Origin of the sequence: Stagnihabitans tardus (assembly GCF_009925085.1) — a bacterium.
GTDB lineage: Bacteria > Pseudomonadota > Alphaproteobacteria > Rhodobacterales > Rhodobacteraceae > Stagnihabitans > Stagnihabitans tardus.
The window spans coordinates 66,071-82,876 of the sequence record NZ_JAABNR010000010.1 but is presented as its reverse complement, the minus strand read 5'-3'; the positions used below and the strand labels follow the sequence as shown (position 1 = coordinate 82,876).

17 protein-coding genes are annotated in these 16,806 nt (G+C 68.6%); 13 read left to right on the top strand and 4 right to left on the bottom strand.

Annotated features, from left to right (window positions below):
* Positions 1–206: 206 nt before the first annotated feature.
* From GV832_RS11865 to GV832_RS11805, 13 genes are all read left to right on the top strand, one after another.
* Entirely contained in the window at positions 207–515 is a 309-nt protein-coding gene (locus GV832_RS11865; protein ID WP_168775085.1) for a HypC/HybG/HupF family hydrogenase formation chaperone, read from the top strand.
* On the top strand, positions 515–928 hold the full coding sequence (locus GV832_RS11860; RefSeq protein WP_168775084.1) for a thioredoxin domain-containing protein: 414 nt from the start codon (positions 515–517) through the stop codon (positions 926–928). The genes GV832_RS11865 and GV832_RS11860 overlap by 1 nt, the downstream gene beginning before the upstream one ends.
* Entirely contained in the window at positions 925–1,767 is an 843-nt protein-coding gene (locus tag GV832_RS11855) for a hydrogenase expression/formation protein (protein ID WP_168775083.1), read from the top strand. The genes GV832_RS11860 and GV832_RS11855 overlap by 4 nt, the downstream gene beginning before the upstream one ends.
* Positions 1,764–2,549: a [NiFe]-hydrogenase assembly chaperone HybE gene (gene hybE / locus GV832_RS11850; RefSeq protein ID WP_168775082.1), complete on the top strand. Its 786-nt coding sequence runs from the start codon at positions 1,764–1,766 to the stop codon at positions 2,547–2,549. The genes GV832_RS11855 and hybE overlap by 4 nt, the downstream gene beginning before the upstream one ends.
* A complete protein-coding gene (locus tag GV832_RS11845) occupies positions 2,546–3,463 on the top strand; it encodes a HupK protein (protein WP_168775081.1) in 918 nt (305 codons plus the stop codon). Before hybE ends, GV832_RS11845 begins: the two co-directional genes overlap by 4 nt.
* On the top strand, positions 3,456–3,797 hold the full coding sequence (gene hypA / locus GV832_RS11840; protein WP_168775080.1) for a hydrogenase maturation nickel metallochaperone HypA: 342 nt from the start codon (positions 3,456–3,458) through the stop codon (positions 3,795–3,797). Before GV832_RS11845 ends, hypA begins: the two co-directional genes overlap by 8 nt.
* Positions 3,798–4,622 carry a hydrogenase nickel incorporation protein HypB gene (gene hypB, locus GV832_RS11835; RefSeq protein ID WP_168775079.1) on the top strand — a complete coding sequence of 275 codons (825 nt, stop codon included), beginning with the start codon at positions 3,798–3,800 and terminating at the stop codon, positions 4,620–4,622.
* Positions 4,619–6,091: a sigma-54-dependent transcriptional regulator gene (locus GV832_RS11830; RefSeq protein WP_168775078.1), complete on the top strand. Its 1,473-nt coding sequence runs from the start codon at positions 4,619–4,621 to the stop codon at positions 6,089–6,091. The genes hypB and GV832_RS11830 overlap by 4 nt, the downstream gene beginning before the upstream one ends.
* Positions 6,091–6,372, top strand: a complete 282-nt coding sequence (locus GV832_RS11825) for a HypC/HybG/HupF family hydrogenase formation chaperone (protein WP_168775077.1) — start codon at positions 6,091–6,093, stop codon at positions 6,370–6,372. The genes GV832_RS11830 and GV832_RS11825 overlap by 1 nt, the downstream gene beginning before the upstream one ends.
* A complete protein-coding gene (hypD, locus tag GV832_RS11820) occupies positions 6,369–7,502 on the top strand; it encodes a hydrogenase formation protein HypD (RefSeq protein ID WP_168775076.1) in 1,134 nt (377 codons plus the stop codon). The genes GV832_RS11825 and hypD overlap by 4 nt, the downstream gene beginning before the upstream one ends.
* 53 nt (positions 7,503–7,555) lie before the next feature.
* Complete coding sequence (gene hypE / locus GV832_RS11815) at positions 7,556–8,569, top strand: hydrogenase expression/formation protein HypE (RefSeq protein ID WP_168775075.1); 1,014 nt, start codon at positions 7,556–7,558, stop codon at positions 8,567–8,569.
* 93 nt (positions 8,570–8,662) lie between these two features.
* Complete coding sequence (locus GV832_RS11810; RefSeq protein ID WP_227754384.1) at positions 8,663–9,754, top strand: hypothetical protein; 1,092 nt, start codon at positions 8,663–8,665, stop codon at positions 9,752–9,754.
* A complete protein-coding gene (locus tag GV832_RS11805) occupies positions 9,751–12,459 on the top strand; it encodes a non-ribosomal peptide synthetase (protein WP_168775073.1) in 2,709 nt (902 codons plus the stop codon). Before GV832_RS11810 ends, GV832_RS11805 begins: the two co-directional genes overlap by 4 nt.
* A 2-nt stretch (positions 12,460–12,461) precedes the next feature.
* On the opposite strand, the gene GV832_RS11800 is transcribed toward GV832_RS11805, so the two are convergent.
* The 4 genes from GV832_RS11800 to GV832_RS11785 form a co-directional block, all read right to left on the bottom strand.
* Positions 12,462–13,268: an ABC transporter permease gene (locus tag GV832_RS11800; RefSeq protein ID WP_168775072.1), complete on the bottom strand. Its 807-nt coding sequence runs from the start codon at positions 13,266–13,268 to the stop codon at positions 12,462–12,464.
* Positions 13,258–14,190, bottom strand: a complete 933-nt coding sequence (locus tag GV832_RS11795; RefSeq protein ID WP_168775071.1) for an ABC transporter permease — start codon at positions 14,188–14,190, stop codon at positions 13,258–13,260. The genes GV832_RS11800 and GV832_RS11795 overlap by 11 nt, the downstream gene beginning before the upstream one ends.
* Positions 14,191–14,515: 325 nt before the next feature.
* Positions 14,516–15,511, bottom strand: a complete 996-nt coding sequence (locus tag GV832_RS11790) for an ABC transporter ATP-binding protein (protein WP_168775070.1) — start codon at positions 15,509–15,511, stop codon at positions 14,516–14,518.
* Between the two features lie 67 nt (positions 15,512–15,578).
* Positions 15,579–16,730, bottom strand: coding sequence for an ABC transporter substrate-binding protein (locus GV832_RS11785; RefSeq protein WP_168775069.1), 1,152 nt, complete (start codon positions 16,728–16,730; stop codon positions 15,579–15,581).
* Positions 16,731–16,806 lie beyond the last annotated feature (76 nt).

The following is a 16,806-nucleotide window of genomic DNA, read 5'->3' as shown; positions in this document are numbered from 1 at the left end:
CTGTGCCCCCAGTCGGCAGGGCCCAAGCCCCAATCATGCACCAGGCGGTCCAGTCGGCAGAGCCTGGCCTCGCAGTCGGCAGGGCCCAACTCCATCGCCCCAGCGCCACGGCGCAGTCGGCAGGGCCGCAACCCAAAGTCGGCAGGGCCCCGCCCCCTCGCCCAATCCCCCCGGCGCAGTCGGCAGAGCCCGAAAGGACCCCGCTGATGTGCCTCGGCATCCCCCATCGCCTCGCCTCCGTCCAGGGCATCCTCGGCCTGACCGAGACCGGCGAGGCCATCGACCTGACCCTCACCCCCGAGGCGCTTCCCGGCGACTGGCTCCTCACCTTCCTCGGCACCTCGCGTGAGGTCATCACCGAGGCCCAGGCCGCCCTGATCGCCGATGCGCTCCAGGGCCTCGCCGACATCATGGCGGGCGGCACCGGCGCCGCAGCCTTTGCCGATCTCGACCGCCCGCCTGAGCTCCCCCCCCATCTGCAAGCGGCCCTCGCCGCCGGACAGGAGACCGCCTGATGCATGACCTCGCCCCCGACACGCTCCCCAAGGCCAGCGCCACCCATCCCCTCATCGCCAGGCTGGAGACCGAATTCGGCTATCCCCGCCTGCACTCTGCCCATGACATCGCAGAGTTCACCCAAAGGCCCGGGGCGCATTGCCTCTTCGTCCCCGGCGATCCGCGCCGCAACCTGGAAACCCTGGACGCCGCCGTCATCCTCCCCGAGCTCGTCATCGCCTTCCAGCGCGCCTTCGACTGCGCCGTCGTGGATGACGCCATCGAGGCCCGCCTGCGCGAGGAAACCCGCGCCCTGAAAACCCCGGGCTTCCTCTTCTTCCGCGAGGGCCAATATCTCGGCGCCATCGAAAAGGTCCGCGACTGGTCCGATTACCTTGGCCGCATCACCTTCCTCCTGGGATCCCGCGCATGACCCCCTTTACCCTCCCCCCCACGGGCTTCGGCCCCGGCAGCCAACCCGACCCCGAGGGCGAGCTGCAATACATGCCCATGCCGTCGGGCATGCGGACCTATTCCCCCCATATCCCCGAAGTCGCCGAAGAGGGCATGGCCGAGGCCCTGGCCCTGCTGGCCGAAATCTCCGCCGCCTGCGCCATCGCGGCCCAGGGCGGCCCGGGGGCGGAGTTCGACCTCTCCCCCCTCTCGCCCCCCGCCCGCCGGATCATGGCCGATGCGCTCGGCTCGGGCGAGGTCTCGATGAAGCTGCGCGGGTTGCCCGCGATCCTGGTGCAGGAAAGCGTCTTCGCGGGGGTCTGGATGCTGGTGGCCGCTGCCACGCCCACGACACCCGCCATCGACCGGGTCGAGGTCGCGCCGCTGCCGCGCCTCGCGCTTTCCCGCGCCCATATCCCGCACAAGCCCGCCGTAGGGGTGCTCGCCAAGCGCCTGCCGGGCCTGGCCAATGGCCCCTCGATCCTGGCAGAGCTCATCGACCGCTCGGCCCGCCACAAGCCGGGCGGCCTGCATGTGGTGAACCTGACGCTTCTGCCCCATACGCCCGAGGACCTCGACTACCTCTCCGAAGCCCTGGGAGAAGGCGCCCTGACCCTCCTCTCGCGCGGCTATGGCAATTGCCGGATCACGGCGCTTTCCCTGCCGCATCTCTGGCGCGTGCAGTTCTACAACTCGATGGACACGCTGATCCTGGATACATTCGAGATCACCGACACGCCCGAAACCGCCCTTGCCGCGCTGGAGGACCTGAATGACAGCGCCGCCCGCATCCTGGACGTGATCGAGGCCATCAAATGACCAGTTTCGAAGGCAGCTACCTCGGCGCATCCGACAAGATCTCGCCCCGCGCCATCATGGAATGCAAGATCTGCTGGACGCCCTATGACCCCTCCGAGGGCGACGACAGCCGCCAGGTCCTGCCCGGCACGCCCTTCCTCGCCCTGCCCGACGACTGGTCCTGCCCGGGGTGCAACGCCCCCAAGGCGCAGTTCCTGGTCCGCGAGGACCCCGGCAATGCCGAAGAGGCCCGCATCGAGGCGCAAACCCGCGCGCTCGTGGCCGATTTCACCGAGATCTTCCACGCAAAGATGCGCGACCTGCCCATGGTGAACCAAGCGCTGCATGTCCAGGCCGTGGGCTTCCGTCGGCATGAGGCCCCGGAGCTTCCCGGCACCCTGGGCGTGCTCATCGCGCCCTGGTTCATGAACCTGGTCCTGATCCCCGATCAGCCCCTGGCGCTGAAACCCGGCGAGAAGCTGACCCTGACCTTCCCCTCGGGCGCTTACGAGTTCATCTTCAACACCCGCGAGCAGACCGGCGACTACCTCGCCTGCGCGCTGTTTTCGCCGATGGGGGATTTCACCTCGCAGCTTCAGGCGGTCGAGGTCGCCCATGCGGTGATGTCCGAGCTGATGAAGTCCGAAAACCGCGCCGAGACCGACCGCAGCGCCGAAATCCGCGCCCGGGCTGAGGGCAGCCTGACCGAAGTGGCGCAAGACGAGGCCGAGCCCAGCCCGCCCGAGGTGCCGACGCTGATCGCCCCCACCCGCCGCGCGCTTTTGACCGGGGGCCAGGGGTGACCGCCGACCACGCGCATTTGGCCGCCCCGGCCCCGGGTCAAGCCCGGGGCCGGGGCGGCGCGCCGCTGGGGGCCGAGGTCTGGCTCTCACCGGGCCGCGCCCGTGTCCATCTGCCGCCTGCCCTGCCGCTGGACCGGCTCCTGTCGGGCAGGACGCCGGAGGAGGCCGCAGCCCTTCTCCCCCGGCTGTTCAACCTGTGCCCCATGGCGCAGGAACAGGCCGCCCGCCTCTCACTTCGCCTGGCCCCCCTGCCCGACACCGGCGCCGAGGTAATCCGCCTGCATCTCTCGCGCCTCTTCGTTACCCTGCGCGCGGCGCTGGACCTGCGGCCCCTGCCGCCGCCGCCCGCCTCACCGGCGCTCTGGGGCGGTGCTTTCCCCCAAACCCGTGACGACCTCGCCCGATTCCTGGCCGCCGACCTGCCCCTGGCGGAACTCGCCCGCGCCCTGGCCCTGGCCTTCCACGAGGGCGAGGCCTTGACCCCGCCCCTGCCCTTCCCCAAGGGCCGCGAGGCCCTGACCGACCACCCTTTCGAGAACTCCCCCGCCGGGCGGCAGGCCCATCACCCCCTCATGCAGGCGCTGGAGGCCGCCGAGGGCCGCTCGCCCTTCTGGCGGCTGATCGGGCTCATGGCCGATCTCGAGGCCGCGCGCCTCGGCGCCCTGCCCCCCGACTTTTGCGAAGAGGGCATCGCCACCGTCCAGGCCTCACGCGGGGCCTATGCGCTGCGGGTCACCACCGAAGGGGGCCGCATCACCGGCCTGACCCGCCGCACGCCGACCGATCACCTGATGGCCCCGGGCGGCGCGCTGGAAATCGCGCTTTCCACCACCCGGCGCCCCCTTGCGCCGCTGGTCCTGGCGCTTCACGATCCCTGTATGGCCGTGACGATCCGGGAGGCCGAGAATGCATGAAATGAGCCTCGTCGAGGGCATAAGGTCCATCGTGATCGACCAGGCCGCCGCCCATGGCTTCACCCGCGTGACCAGGCTGCGTCTGGAGGTCGGGCGGTTCGCGGGCGTCGAGAAGCCCGCGCTGAGCTTTGCCTGGGATGTCGCCATGCGCGGCTCCCCGGCGGAGGAGGCCGAGTTGGAGATCATCGACCTGCCCGGACAGGCCTTGTGTTTCGACTGCGGCACGACGGTCGAGATCGCCGACCGGCTGGACCCCTGCCCGCTTTGTGGCGGCGGCAAGCTTTTGCCCCAGGGCGGGGATGAGATGCGGATCAAGGATATGGAGGTTCTGTGAATGTGTACCGTCTGCGGCTGCCATGATGTGCCCGTCTTCGACGCCAAGCCTGCGGCCAAATCCGCGACGGCGCCCTTCGCCAATGTGCTTGCCTCGAACATCGCGCCGAAGCCCGACCACCACCACTACGGCCAGGGCCCGGCGGGCGTCTCGGTCCCGGGGCTGAGCCAGGCCCGGCTGATCGAGGTCGAAACCGCTGTCCTGTCGAAGAACGACGCGCTCGCCGAGGGCAACCGCCGGGTGCTCTCCGCGCTGAACGTGCTGGCCCTGAACCTGGTCTCCTCGCCAGGCTCGGGCAAGACGACGCTTCTGTGCAAGACGATCGAAGCCCTGGGCGACACGCCCCTGGCGGTGATCGAGGGCGACCAGCAGACCAGCAACGACGCCGAGCGCATCCGCGCCACCGGAGCCCGCGCGCTTCAGATCAACACCGGCAAGGGCTGCCATCTCGATGCCGAGATGGTGGGCCGCGCCATCGACACTTTGCGGCCCCGGCCTGACTCGATCCTCTTCATCGAAAACGTCGGCAACCTGGTCTGCCCGGCGGGCTTCGACCTGGGCGAATTCGCCAAGGTCGCCATCCTCTCGGTGACCGAGGGCGAGGACAAGCCGCTGAAATATCCCGACATGTTCACCGCCTCGCGCCTCGCCATCCTGACCAAGGTCGACCTCGCCCCGCATTGCGACGTCGACCTTGACCTTTATGAGGCCAATCTGCGCCGGGTGAACCCGCAGATCGAGATCCTGAAGCTGTCCTCCCGCACCGGCGAAGGCATGGCGGCCTGGCTCGCCTGGTTGAAGGCGCAGATGGGGGATCACCCGTGAGCCGCCCCGCCCTTCTCCTCGTCGATGACGAACCGCATTCGCTTTCGGCCATGCGCATGGCGCTGGAGGACGAGTTTGACTGCCTGACGGCGGGCGATGTCGAGGGCGCCTTGAAGCGGATGGAGGAGGATTGGGTCCAGGTCGTGATCTGCGACCAGAGGATGCCGGGGCGCACCGGGGTCGATTTCCTGACCGAGGTGCGCGAACGCTGGCCCGAGGTCGTGCGGGTGATCATCACCGGCTATACCGATGCCGCCGCCATGGCCCAGGCGATCAACGAGGCGGGGATCCATCAGTTCCTGACCAAGCCCTGGCATCCCGACCAGCTTCTGATGGCCGCCCGCAACGGCGCGCGGCTGTTCCAGCTCGCCCGCGACAACGAGCGCATGGCGCTCGAGATGCGCTTCCTCGCCTCGACCGCCCAGGGCAAGCTGGACCGCAAGCGCCAGGCGCTCATCGAGGGCATGGGCTTTCAGACCATCCTGCGCGCCCCGGGCTCGCCGATGAATGCCGTGGTCGAGGCCGCCCGGCGCTATGCGACCTTCGACGTGCCGGTCCTGATCACGGGGGAACCCGGCACCGGCAAGGCGCGGCTGGCGCGGGCGATCCATTATGGCTCCTTGCGGTCGGACAAGCCGGTCCAGGGGCTGAACCTGGCGGGCCTGCCCGAAGACCTTGCGGCGCTGGAGCTTTTCGGCGCCAAGCGGGGCATCCTGGCGGGCGGCGTCGGCAAGATCGGCCTGGTGCAAAAGGCCGACCGGGGGACGCTGTTCCTCGATGGGGTCGAGCACGCCTCCCCCAGCCTGCAACTGGCGCTGTGGCGGCTGGTCGAGGAGGGCAGTTTCTCTCCGGTGGGCGGGCAAGAGGTCCTGACGACCAACCTGCGGCTGATCTTGGGGGCAGGCGCGGACCTGGCGCGGCGCGTGGCCGAGGGCGCCTTCCGCCCCGATCTTTACTATGCCCTGGCCGTGGCGGAACTGCCCCTGCCGCCCTTGCGCGCCCGGCGCGGCGATGTGGCGCTTTTGGCGCAGCATTTCCTGGGGGAACTCTCCGCCCGCCATGGCAAGGCGGCCCATGGCTTCACCCCCGCCGCGCTGGAGTTCCTTGAAGGCTACGACTGGCCCGGCAACCTGCGCGAGCTGACCGCCGAGGTCACGCGGATGCTGGTCTTTGCGCAAAGCCCCCTGCTCGGGGCCGAGCTGATTTCCAGGCCGATCCTGCAGGCGCCGCCCAGCGACAGCGGGGCCGACCGCTCCGCCGAGGGGGTTCTGACCGCCGATGGCACGCTGAAGGACCGGGTCGAGCTGATCGAGATGCGGATCCTGCGTGAGACCCTGACGCGGCACCGCTGGAACAAGAGCCGGGCCGCGGCGGAGCTGGGCCTGTCGCGCGTCGGACTGCGGGCGAAACTTGACCGTTACGGCATTCACGACCCATCGGGCCGGGTCTCGGAAGAGGAGGAAGACTGATGTGTCTGGGGATTCCGGGGCGGATCATCGCCTGGGTGGATAAGGCCTCGCTTATGGCCATGGCCGAGGTCTCGGGCGTGAGGCGCGCGGTCAACGTCGCCTGCGTGGCAGGTGAGGACCCGATCGGCAAATGGGCCTTGATCCATGTGGGCTTTGCCATGGCGCTGATCGACGAAGACGAGGCCGCCCGCACGCTGGAGGCGCTCCGCGACCTCGGCGAGGCGCAGGAGGCGGTGGAGCAGATGCGGGCCGCCGACCTGGCCTTGGAGGCTGCCCCATGAAATTCGCCAGCGAATTCCGCGACCCCGCCCTGGCCCGCGCGCTCTTGTCCGCCATCGCGGACAAGGCCGATGCCCTTGGGGCCTCCAGGGCCAAACCGCTCCACATCATGGAGATCTGCGGCGGCCATACCCATTCGATCTTCCGCTATGGCCTCGACAAGCTGGTCCATGAGGGGATCGAGTTCATCCACGGCCCCGGCTGCCCGGTCTGCGTCCTGCCCATGGCGCGGGTGGATGAATGTGTCGAGATCGCCGAGAGGCCCGGGGTGATCTTCACCACCTTCGGCGATGCGATGCGGGTGCCGGGGCACAGAAAGAGCCTCATGCAGGCCAAGGCCGGGGGCGCCGATGTGCGGATGGTCTATTCGCCGCTGGACGCGCTGGAGCTGGCGCGCAGGAACCCCGAGCGGGAGGTGGTGTTTTTCGGCCTGGGGTTCGAGACCACGACGCCCTCGACCGCGCTTTCGGTTCAGCAGGCCGCGCGCGAGGGCTTGCGGAATTTCAGCGTCTTTTGCAACCACATCACGGTGCCCGAGCCGATCAAGGCGCTCTTGGACGACCCGGACATGGTGCTGGACGGCTTCATCGGGCCGGGCCATGTGTCCATGGTCATCGGCGTGCATCCCTATGATTTCATTGCCCGCGACTATGGCAAGCCCATCGTCGTGGCGGGGTTCGAGCCCACGGACCTCTTGCAGTCCATCCTGATGATCCTGACCCAGGTCGCCGAGGGCCGGGCGGCGGTGGAAAACCAATATGGCCGGGTGGTGCCCGAGCATGGCAACCCAGTGAGCCTTGCCGCTATCGACGATGTCTATGAGAAACGCCCCTCTTTCGAATGGCGGGGCCTGGGCGAGATCGACGCCTCCGGCCTGCGGATCAGGCCGAAATACCGCGCCTTCGATGCCGAGGAGAAATTCGGCATCGGCTATGCCAGGACCCGCGCCCCGGTGCCGGAAATCGCGGGCTGCGAATGCGGCAAGGTCATGGTGGGCAAGCTGAAACCGACCCAGTGCCCGCAGTTCGGCAAGGGCTGCTCGCCCGAAATGCCCTTGGGGGCCTTGATGGTCTCGTCCGAGGGGGCCTGTGCGGCCTATTGGCAATACGGGTCGCGGGTGGCGGCGGAGTAGCGGGGCTATGCCCCGCACCCCGGAGATATTTGGGCCAAATTGAAAGAGACAAGATGCGCGATACCCATGTGACCATGGCCCATGGCGGCGGCGGGCGGGCGATGAAGGAGCTGATCGAGGCGGTCTTCACCTCGGTCTTCCAGCCCGAAAGCTCGGAGGACCAGGCGCGGCTGATGGCGGCGGCCTTGCAAGAGCCCGGCGCGCGGCTGGCCTTCACCACCGACAGCTTCGTCGTGACGCCTTTGGAGTTCCCCGGCGGCGATATCGGCAAGCTGGCGGTCTGCGGCACGGTCAATGACCTGGCGGTGGGCGGGGCACGGCCGCTCTGGCTTTCGGCCGCCTTCATCATCGAAGAGGGCTGCGAGATCGCCCTGTTGCGCCGCATCGCCGCCACCATGGCCGCCGAGGCGCAAAGCGCGGGCGTCCGCATCGTCACCGGCGACACCAAGGTCGTCGAGCGCGGCAAGGGCGACGGGGTCTTCGTCACCACCTCGGGCATCGGCGTCATCCCCCCGGGCTGCGACATCGGCGCGGCCCATATCCAGCCCGGCGATGCCGTCATCGTCAACGGCGTCTTGGGCGACCACGGCGCCACGATCCTGGCCGCGCGGGGCGACCTGGCGCTTTCGACCGACATCCAGTCCGATTGCGCCAGCCTTGGCGCCCTGATGCAGGCGGCGCTGGCGGCAGCGCCCCTCCATGCCGCCCGCGACTGCACGCGGGGCGGCCTCGCCTCGGCGCTGAATGAGCTGGCGACCGAGGCGGGCGTCGCGGTCGAGATCGACGAGGCGCTTCTGCCCCTGCGCCCCGAGGTCGTGGGCGTCTGCGAGATCCTGGGGCTCGACCCGCTCTATCTCGCCAACGAGGGCCGACTGGTGCTCTTCTGCCCCGGGGCCTCGGCCCCCGCCATCCTGGAAGCCATGCGTTCCCTGCCCGAGGGTGAGGGCGCCGTCGTCATCGGCCAGGTCAAACCAGGCCCCGCGGGCCAGGTCTCGATGCGCACCCGCTTTGGCGGCGCGCGGCGGGTCGACATGCTGGTCGGAGAACAATTGCCCCGCATCTGCTGAAGGCGCAGGCGAATCCTTCCAGGGGCCCTGCCCCGGGGCAAAGCACAGTTGCATTCCGGTCCGATTCTGTCGCAATCTTCGGCCCGAAGCGCGATGGTATTCGGCATCGCTCATTTGGCGGCGGGCTCTTGGCGCCGCCGCCGCAACGGAGAGTTTCACATGCCCGGCGTGAGCGTCCTGCCAGAGCTGAACCCGGCCGAGGACGCCCCCCCGTCCCCTCAGCGCGATCTCTTGCAGTCTTGGCTCGATGCCCGGATCGCCGACATGCGGGCGATCTTTGCCAGGCCCGCCAGCGCCATGACCAAGGCCGATCCCGCAGCGATCCTCGCGCTGTTGCAACACCACGAGTTCAACTACCAGTCCAAGGGCAAGACCGCCCACCTGGCCCCGGACCTGCTGGAGACCTTTGGTCGCCTGATTGCGGCGGATCAGCCCCTGCCGATCTATTTCCTGTTTCACGGCGGCTACCGCACCAATGTCAGGGGTGGGGCGCTGGCCCATACTTTCGCCCCCGACCAGACCGAATTGATGCTTCTGTGGCAGGTCGCCCGGTTGAAGGCGCGGCTGGACCTGATCCATGCGCCGGGTCTGCGCTTTGCCATCGTCATCAACAACGGCGTCGCCTTTCACACCAACGCCATCCCCTATGAAAAGACCAATGCCTATGTCGCCCATCTGCGGCGGATGATCGAAAGGCTTGGGGCGCAGGATCATGTCTGGGTGCTGAACCAGGCCGAGCTGGGCGATTTCTCCGCCCATATGGCCAGGGTCGAGGTCCTGCCCAAGCCCGGCATCTCGGAGGCCGAACATGGCATCGTCGAGCGATTCCTCGGCCGGTCCTGTTCGGTCGAGGAGGCCAGCCTGAAGATCGCCACCTATGAACGCGCCGAGGCGGTCTGGGGAGCCGAGGTGCGCGCCATCGTGGCCGAGGCGGGCGGCTTCTTCTGCCGCCAGATCGGCCACCCGGCCTGCCTGTCCTTCCGCCCCTTCCCCGGCGGCGCCATCAGGGTGCAGAACGGCGCCGTCACCTTTCGCCTGGCCGGCGGGGCGGTCAAGCCCGCCTTCGTCACACCGCTGACCTGGGACCGCGAGATGCCCCAGGGCCTGCCCCTGCGCCTGAGCCTCTTCGACGGGATCCACCCGGCCCCCTTCCCGGCGGAAGAAAAGGCCCGGCTGCGGGCATGACGCCGCCCGAGACCTGGATCACCTCGGGCTTTCCGGCGCCCGAAGCGCGGCTCTTGAACCAGGGCCTGGTCCGGGCGCTGCGCGAGGTGGCCAAGGCGCAGCCGGATGCCGTCGCGCTGATCCAGGGCGGCAAGGTCACGCGGTTCGGCCAGCTCTTTCGGCTGGTCAAGGGCCTGGCCGAGGAGCTGCGCGCGGTGCAGGCTCCGCCGGGGCCGGTCGCGGTCCTGATGCAGGCCAGCCCCCTGTCGGTGGCGGCCTGGTTCGCCTGCGCCTGGGCGGGGCGGCCGCTGCTTCTGCTGGAGCCCGGCAATCCCGAGGCGCGCAACCTCATGCTGATCCAGCGGGCGGGGGCGCAGGTTCTGTTGCACGACCTTCCGCTGGCCGGTGCGGGCATCGCCACGCTGACCCCCTCGGGCCGTCCGGGAACCGGCCCTGCCCCCGATCCCGGCCTTGGACCCGAGGCGCCCGCGCTGCTGTTCCCGACCTCGGGCTCGACCGGAGAGCCCAAGATCATCGCCTATGCCGCCCGGACCTTGCAGGCGAAGCTGCGCGCCTCGCAAGGGCTGATGCGGGTCACGGAGGGGGACCGGGTGCTGATCGCGGGCAGCCATGCGAATTACGGCTTCCTGCATCACGCCCTGGTCTTCCTGCTGGCCGGAGGGGCGCTTTGCCTGGTGGATGTCAAGACCGAGGGTCTGGCCGGGCTTTTCGCCGCGATCCAGACCCAGGGCGTGCGGCATGTCCGCTTCACCCCCTCGCTCTTTCGCCTGGCCGCCAGCCAGCCCGAGGGCGCGGCGGCCTTGGGCCTGTTGCAGGGCCTGCGCTTTTCGGGCGAGCCCTTCCTGACCTCGGACCTGGACCTTGCACGGCGCGTGGCGCCTGCTGCGCTGATCCAGAACGTCTATGGCAGCACGGAAAGCGCGCTTTTCATCTGGACCGACCTTGGGCAGGACCTGGCACCGGGAACGGTGCCCATCGGGCGGATCTATCCCCTGTCCTCTTTCACCCTGCGCGGGCAAGAGGGGCCGGGGGATGCGGGCGAACTGGTCATCAAGTCCGGCTTCCACGCCCTGGGCGACTGGCAAGAGGGCCGGATCGACACCAGCCGCTTTGCGGGCGGGCTTTATGCGACGGGCGATGTGGCGCGGCTGACGGCTTCGGGAGACCTCGAGGTCCTGGGCCGCCAGGACCGGGTGGTCAAGATCAACGGCCAAAGGGTGTCCCTGGACGAGATCGAGAGCCACTTGGGCGGCCTGCCCGGACTTGGCCCCGTGGCCGTGGCGGTCCGGGAGGGGGCGCATGGCAATCCCCTGGTGGCCTTCGTGACCGGCACCCATCCCGACCCGCGCGGCGCCCTCTCCCGCCTCTTGCCGCCGCACATGATCCCGGGCCAGTTCCAGTGGCAGGAAAGCCTGCCGCTGCTTCCAGGGGGCAAGACCGACCGCAAGGCGCTCCTGGCGGGGCTGGAGCCGCTGGCCACGCCTGCCGCTGCCTCGGCCGAGGGTCTGGCCGCCCTCGTCGCCCGTATCCTGAAGCTGCCCTCGGTCGGGATGGAGGCCGATTTCTTCTCGCTTGGCGGGGACAGCCTCTTGCTGATGGACCTGCAACTTGAAATCCAGCGCCTGTTTGGTCAGCGGCTGGATGTCGAGGCCTTTGTCGCCCGCGCCACGCTGCGCGAGCTCTTGCGGCAACTGGGGCCGCAGGTGGCCTCCGTGCCGGTCACGGGCCGGGCGGAGGGGGTGGAGCTGGACTTCCGCCAGATCACGCCGGGCGCCCAGGTGGCGCTGATCCCGCCGGGCCTGGTGGGCGGGGCGGGGGCCGAGACCTGGGTCGCGGCGGGAAACTTCCCCGACCATGCGCTTTGGGCCTGTGATGCCCGCTTTTCCCAGGGTCGCACGATCGACGGCGACAACTGGCAAAGGGCGGTCCTTGCCCTGGCCCAGGCGATCCGTGGCGGCAAGGCGCCCGAACCCGCTCTGATGGCGGGCTATTCGCTGGGCGGCTTCCTGTCCTGGGCCACGGCGCGGGAGCTGGCGCCAGAGCTTGCCCCGCGCCTCGTGCTCTTGGACGCCTGGCCCGTCCACCGCCTGCCCCGGCCCGATACCCGGCCCTGGGCGCCGAGGCCCGGCGCCAATCCCGAAACCCTGCTCCTCGCCTGCGAAGACCTGGAGCGGCTGCGGCTGTTGAACACGTTCAAACGCCGCTGGTCGCCCGAAGATGGCGCGATGCACCGCCTGACCGTGCCGACGCTGGATCACATCGAGATCGGCAAGCCTCAGGCCATGGCGACCTTGGCGACCCTGACCCGGGCCTTCGCGGCTCATGGCCTGACCCGCCCCCTGCCCACCCCGCCCGCGCAGATGGACACGATGGCCGGGCGGTTCCTGCAAGCCTGGAAGCGGCAGAGCCCTCCCTTGGAGATCGAGGCCCTGGTGCTTGACCGCAAGACCCTGCAAGGCGCCGAGGCACGGATGGCGCTTTTGTATCTCGCCGCGCTCTTCGCCCGCCCTGCCCTGGCGCGCGACCTGGCCGCCGAGCTGGCCGCCTTGCCGATGAACATTCCCTTCTTTGCCGCCGCCCCCGCGATCCTCTCGCGCCTGCCCGAGACGGCGCCCCCGGCCGATTGGGCGCGGGTCTTCCCGCGCAGCGCCCCCCTGGCCAACAAGCCCGAGACGCTGGAGCGCGCCATCGCCTTGCGGCTTTAGGCCTACTTGCCTCCGCCCGCAGTCTCGGACCCGCCCCGCGTCAGGTAAAAGGCCAGGAGAATGGGCAGGACGGTCGCCGCAAAGACCACCATGGCGACGACATTGGTCACCGGGCGCTGATGCGGGCGGATCAGCTCTTCCAGCATCCAGATCGGGATGGTGGACTGCTGGCCTGCGGTAAAGGTCGTGACGATGACCTCGTCGAAAGACAAGGCAAAGGCCAGCATGCCCCCCGCCAGAAGCGCCGAGCCGAGGTTGGGCAGAAGGATATGGCGGAAGGTCTGGAAGGAATTGGCGCCCAGGTCGGCCGAGGCCTCGAGGATGGCGCCCGACAGCCTGCGCATTCGGGCGACGGCATTGTTATAGACGATGACGATGCAGAAGGTCGCATGGCCCAGAACGATGGTCAGGGTGGAAAAGGCCATCCCCATCTCGCCAAAGGCCGACCGCAGCGCAAGCCCGGTGACGATCCCCGGCAGGGCGATGGGCAAAAGGACCAGGAGCGTCACCTGGTCGCGGCCAAAGAACCGCGCCCCGCTCATGGCGCCAGCCGCAAGCGTGCCGAGGATCATGGCCAGGGCCGTGGCCCAGGCCGCGACCTTCAGCGACAGGGCCATGGCGTCCCAGATGTCCTGCCGCTCCCAGGCCACGGCGAACCATTGCAGCGTCAGGCCGGGGGGCGGGAAGGCGTAAGAGCGCTCTTCGGTGGTGAAGGCGTAGAGGAAGATCAAAAGGATGGGCAGGTGCAGGAACAAGAGCCCGAGCCCCGCGGTGATCTTCAGCCCCCAGGAGGCGCGGTCAGAGTGCATCGAAGGCTCCCATCCGGCGGGCGATGGCGAGATAGACCAGCATGATCAGGATGGGCACCAGGGCGAAGGCGGCGGCGAGGGGGATGTCTCCGGCCGTGCCCTGCAGCTGATAGACCGCCATGCCGATGAAGCTGGCCGAATTGCCGATGATCTGGGGGATGATGTAATCGCCCAGGGTCAAGGAGAAGGTGAAGATCGACCCCGCGATCATCCCCGGCATGGCCAGGGGCAGGACCACGGTGCGGAACGTCTGCGCCCGGGTGGCGCCCAGGTCGGAGGAGGCCTCCAACAGGCTCTGCGGCACGCGTTCCAGTGCCGCTTGCAGGGGCAGGATCATGTAGGGCAGCCAGACATAGAGAAAGACCAGGAACATGCCGAGGTAGGAGGTGGAGAGCGAGTTCCCCCCGATGACGGGCAAGGACAGGACGGCATCGAGGACCGGGGTCGTATGGGTGGCCTCGGCGGCCCAGCTGACGATGCCCTCCTTGGCGAGGATCAGCTTCCAGGCATAGACCTTGACCAGGTAAGAGGACCACAAGGGCAGCATGACGCCCAGGTAGAAGACCGCCTTCCACCGCCCCTTGGCAAAGCGCGCCGCATACCAGGCGATGGGAAAGGCCACCAGGATCGAGGCCAAGGACACCGCCGAGGCCATCATCAGCGTCCGCCAGATCACGCTGAGGTTCGAGGGTTTCAAGAGCCGCCCCAGGGTCGTAAGCGTGAACTCGGGCACGATCAGGCCCGAGAAATCGTCGATGGAGTAGAAGCTCTGCAACAGCAAAGCGGCCAGGGAGCCCAGGTAGACGACGACGAGCCACAGGAAGGGCGGGCTGAGGAGAAGCGCGGTCAGCACCCCCGGATGGCGCCAGAAGAGCCCGGTCAGCCGATCTGCGACCCCGCGCGAAGGCAGAACAGCCGTCATGCCGTGCCCTCCACGCCCACCCAGGGGGGCGCCGTCCCCCTATCCCCCCCGGAGATATTTGGGCCAAATTGAAAGCCAAAGGCGGCGGGAGCGAGGCGGGAGGTTTCAACTCTGCCCCTTGATGGCGCGACGAAGTATAGGCTGCGGCACGCGGGGACAAGGACTGCGCGGCCCCTTGCGGAGCCTGACCTTGCGGCTTTCAATTTGGCCCAAATACTCCGGGGAGGATGAGGGGTCGGACATCCATTGGAGGGCTTCCCCGATGACCGCCCGGCCGGTGGCTGGGCTGGGAGGGGGCTGGAGCGCCGGGCCTGGGGGGCTTGCATCATTGCCCCTCCATCACATGCAGGGCAGCGGGGGCGAAGGCGATGGAGACCTCCTGGCCGGGCTCGGGCAAGGGGGCGCCCGCCGGGATGAGGGCCGCGACTTCGCTGCCCTGGAGGTCGATCACGACCCGCGTTCCCGCGCCTTGATAGCGCAGCGCTGTTACGGGCCCGCGCACGGCGCCCGGGGGGGCCAGGCCGGTGACCTCGGGGCGCAGCGAGGCCCAGGCCTCGGGGCCGCCCAGCGCCCTTGTCAGGGCCGGGGGCAGGACGTTCGAGGACCCCACGAAATCGGCCACGAAGCGGGAACGGGGGCGGGTATAGACCTCCTCGGGCGTGCCGATCTGCGCGATCTTGCCCTCGGAAAAGACGGCGAGGCTGTCGGCCATGGACAGGGCCTCGTGCTGGTCATGGGTCACGAAGACGAAGGTGATGCCAAGCCGGTGCTGCAGGGCCTTCAGCTCGTCCTGCATCGCCTCGCGGAGCTTCAGGTCCAAGGCGCCGAGCGGCTCGTCCAGAAGCAGCACCCGGGGCTTGTTCACCAGGGCCCGGGCCAGGGCCACGCGCTGCCTTTGCCCGCCCGAAAGCTGGCCGGGCTTGCGGTCGCCGTAGCCGTCGAGCTTCACCAGGGCCAGCATCTCTTCGGCGGATTTGTAGCGTTCGCTCCGCCCGACGCCCTTGACCATCAAGCCGTAAGCCACGTTATCGCGCACGTTCAGGTGCGGAAACAGGGCGTAATCCTGGAAGACCGTGTTCACGTTGCGCAGATGGGGCGGGGTCTGGCTGACATCCTCGCCGAAGATGCGGATGGCGCCGGAGGTGGGCGTCTCAAAGCCCGAGATCAGGCGCAGGCAAGTCGTCTTGCCGGACCCCGAGGGCCCCAGCATGGCGAAGAAGGAGCCTTCGCGGATCGTCAGGTCCACGCCATCCACGGCGCGCACCAGGCCACGGGACGAGGGGAAATGCCGCGAGACGGCCTGGAATTGAACGGCGGACATGGGGTCTCCTCCCGCGGGGCGGGCTGTGGCTCCCCGGGGCCCAAGGGCCCCGGGGGTCGCGCATCAGTCAGTTGTTGCCGATGATGGCGATGTAATCCTCGACCCACTGGCGATAGGGCACGCAGGTCCCCGCCGCGCATTCGGCCACCGGAGTCTTCCAGAAGGCGATCTTGTCGAAGAACTCCGACCCATTGGCCGCGCAGCCCTCGGCCGTCTGCATCCCCGAACCATCCGTGCAAGCCGCGGGCACCACCGGCACCGAGCCGAACCAGACCGAGAGGTCGCTTTGCAGGTTCGAGCTCAGCGAGTGCTCCATGAACTTGTAGGCGCAGTTCGGATGGGCAGAGTCCGTCGCCAGCATCAGCGTATCGGCCCAGCCGGTCGCGCCCTCGGAGGGGATGGTCTGTTCGACCTTGGCGCCTTCGCTCTTCAAGAGGTTGACCTGGTAGGGCCAGGAGGAGGAGGCCACCAGCCCCTCGTTCTTGAAGTCATCGACCTGCACGGCCGCGTCATGCCAATAACGGCCCACGAGGTCGCGCTGGCCGCGCAGAAGCTCCAAGGCGGCATCGTATTGCGCCTGGGTCAGGGCATAGGGGTCGGTGATGCCCAGCTCGGGCTTGGTGGCCTTCAGGTAGATCGCGGCATCGGCGATGTAGATCGGGCCGTCATAGGCCTGGACGCGGCCCTTGTTGGGCTTGCCATCGGGCAGGTCCTGGGCCTCGAAGACCACCGACCAGGAGGTGGGCGCGGTCGGGAAGACCTCGGTGTTGTACATCAGCACATTGGGGCCCCACTGATAGGGCACGCCGTAATGCACGCCGTCCACCGTGTGCCAGGGCGCATCCTTCAGCCGGTCATCGACCTTGGACCAGGAGGGCACCAGGTCGATGTTCACCGGCTGGACCTTTTTCCCCGCCACCAGGCGCAAGGACGCATCGCCCGAGGCCGTGACCAGGTCGAAGCCGCCCTGGTTCATGAGCGACACCATCTCGTCCGAGGTCGCCGCCGTCTTGACCGTGACCTTGCAGCCCGAGGCTTCCTCGAACTTGGTCACCCAGTCATAGGCCTTGTCGCTTTCGCCGCGCTCGATATAGCCGGGCCAGGCGACGATGGACAATTCGCCCTCGCCATCGCCGACGGCGGTGGCCTGGGCCAGGACCGGCCCCGCACCCAGGCTGAAGGCCAGGGTCGAGGTCAGCAGGATCTGCAAGCTTTTCATGTCAAGGCTCCCTGTTTGCCGCCTCTGACGGGCGGCGATTCATTTGATCATATTGAACCGCCGCCAGAGTTAAGCA

What these genes read in the sequence shown, in the direction of transcription:
- GV832_RS11865 (WP_168775085.1), top strand. Translation starts at nt 207, where the DNA reads ATGTGCCTCGGCATCCCCCATCGCCTCGCCTCCGTCCAGGGCATCCTC.
- GV832_RS11860 (WP_168775084.1), top strand. Translation starts at nt 515, where the DNA reads ATGCATGACCTCGCCCCCGACACGCTCCCCAAGGCCAGCGCCACCCAT.
- GV832_RS11855 (WP_168775083.1), top strand. Translation starts at nt 925, where the DNA reads ATGACCCCCTTTACCCTCCCCCCCACGGGCTTCGGCCCCGGCAGCCAA.
- hybE (WP_168775082.1), top strand. Translation starts at nt 1,764, where the DNA reads ATGACCAGTTTCGAAGGCAGCTACCTCGGCGCATCCGACAAGATCTCG.
- hypA (WP_168775080.1), top strand. Translation starts at nt 3,456, where the DNA reads ATGCATGAAATGAGCCTCGTCGAGGGCATAAGGTCCATCGTGATCGAC.
- hypB (WP_168775079.1), top strand. Translation starts at nt 3,798, where the DNA reads ATGTGTACCGTCTGCGGCTGCCATGATGTGCCCGTCTTCGACGCCAAG.
- GV832_RS11825 (WP_168775077.1), top strand. Translation starts at nt 6,091, where the DNA reads ATGTGTCTGGGGATTCCGGGGCGGATCATCGCCTGGGTGGATAAGGCC.
- hypD (WP_168775076.1), top strand. Translation starts at nt 6,369, where the DNA reads ATGAAATTCGCCAGCGAATTCCGCGACCCCGCCCTGGCCCGCGCGCTC.
- hypE (WP_168775075.1), top strand. Translation starts at nt 7,556, where the DNA reads ATGCGCGATACCCATGTGACCATGGCCCATGGCGGCGGCGGGCGGGCG.
- GV832_RS11810 (WP_227754384.1), top strand. Translation starts at nt 8,663, where the DNA reads ATGGTATTCGGCATCGCTCATTTGGCGGCGGGCTCTTGGCGCCGCCGC.
- GV832_RS11805 (WP_168775073.1), top strand. Translation starts at nt 9,751, where the DNA reads ATGACGCCGCCCGAGACCTGGATCACCTCGGGCTTTCCGGCGCCCGAA.
- GV832_RS11800 (WP_168775072.1), bottom strand. Translation starts at nt 13,268, where the DNA reads ATGCACTCTGACCGCGCCTCCTGGGGGCTGAAGATCACCGCGGGGCTC.
- GV832_RS11795 (WP_168775071.1), bottom strand. Translation starts at nt 14,190, where the DNA reads ATGACGGCTGTTCTGCCTTCGCGCGGGGTCGCAGATCGGCTGACCGGG.
- GV832_RS11790 (WP_168775070.1), bottom strand. Translation starts at nt 15,511, where the DNA reads ATGTCCGCCGTTCAATTCCAGGCCGTCTCGCGGCATTTCCCCTCGTCC.
- GV832_RS11785 (WP_168775069.1), bottom strand. Translation starts at nt 16,730, where the DNA reads ATGAAAAGCTTGCAGATCCTGCTGACCTCGACCCTGGCCTTCAGCCTG.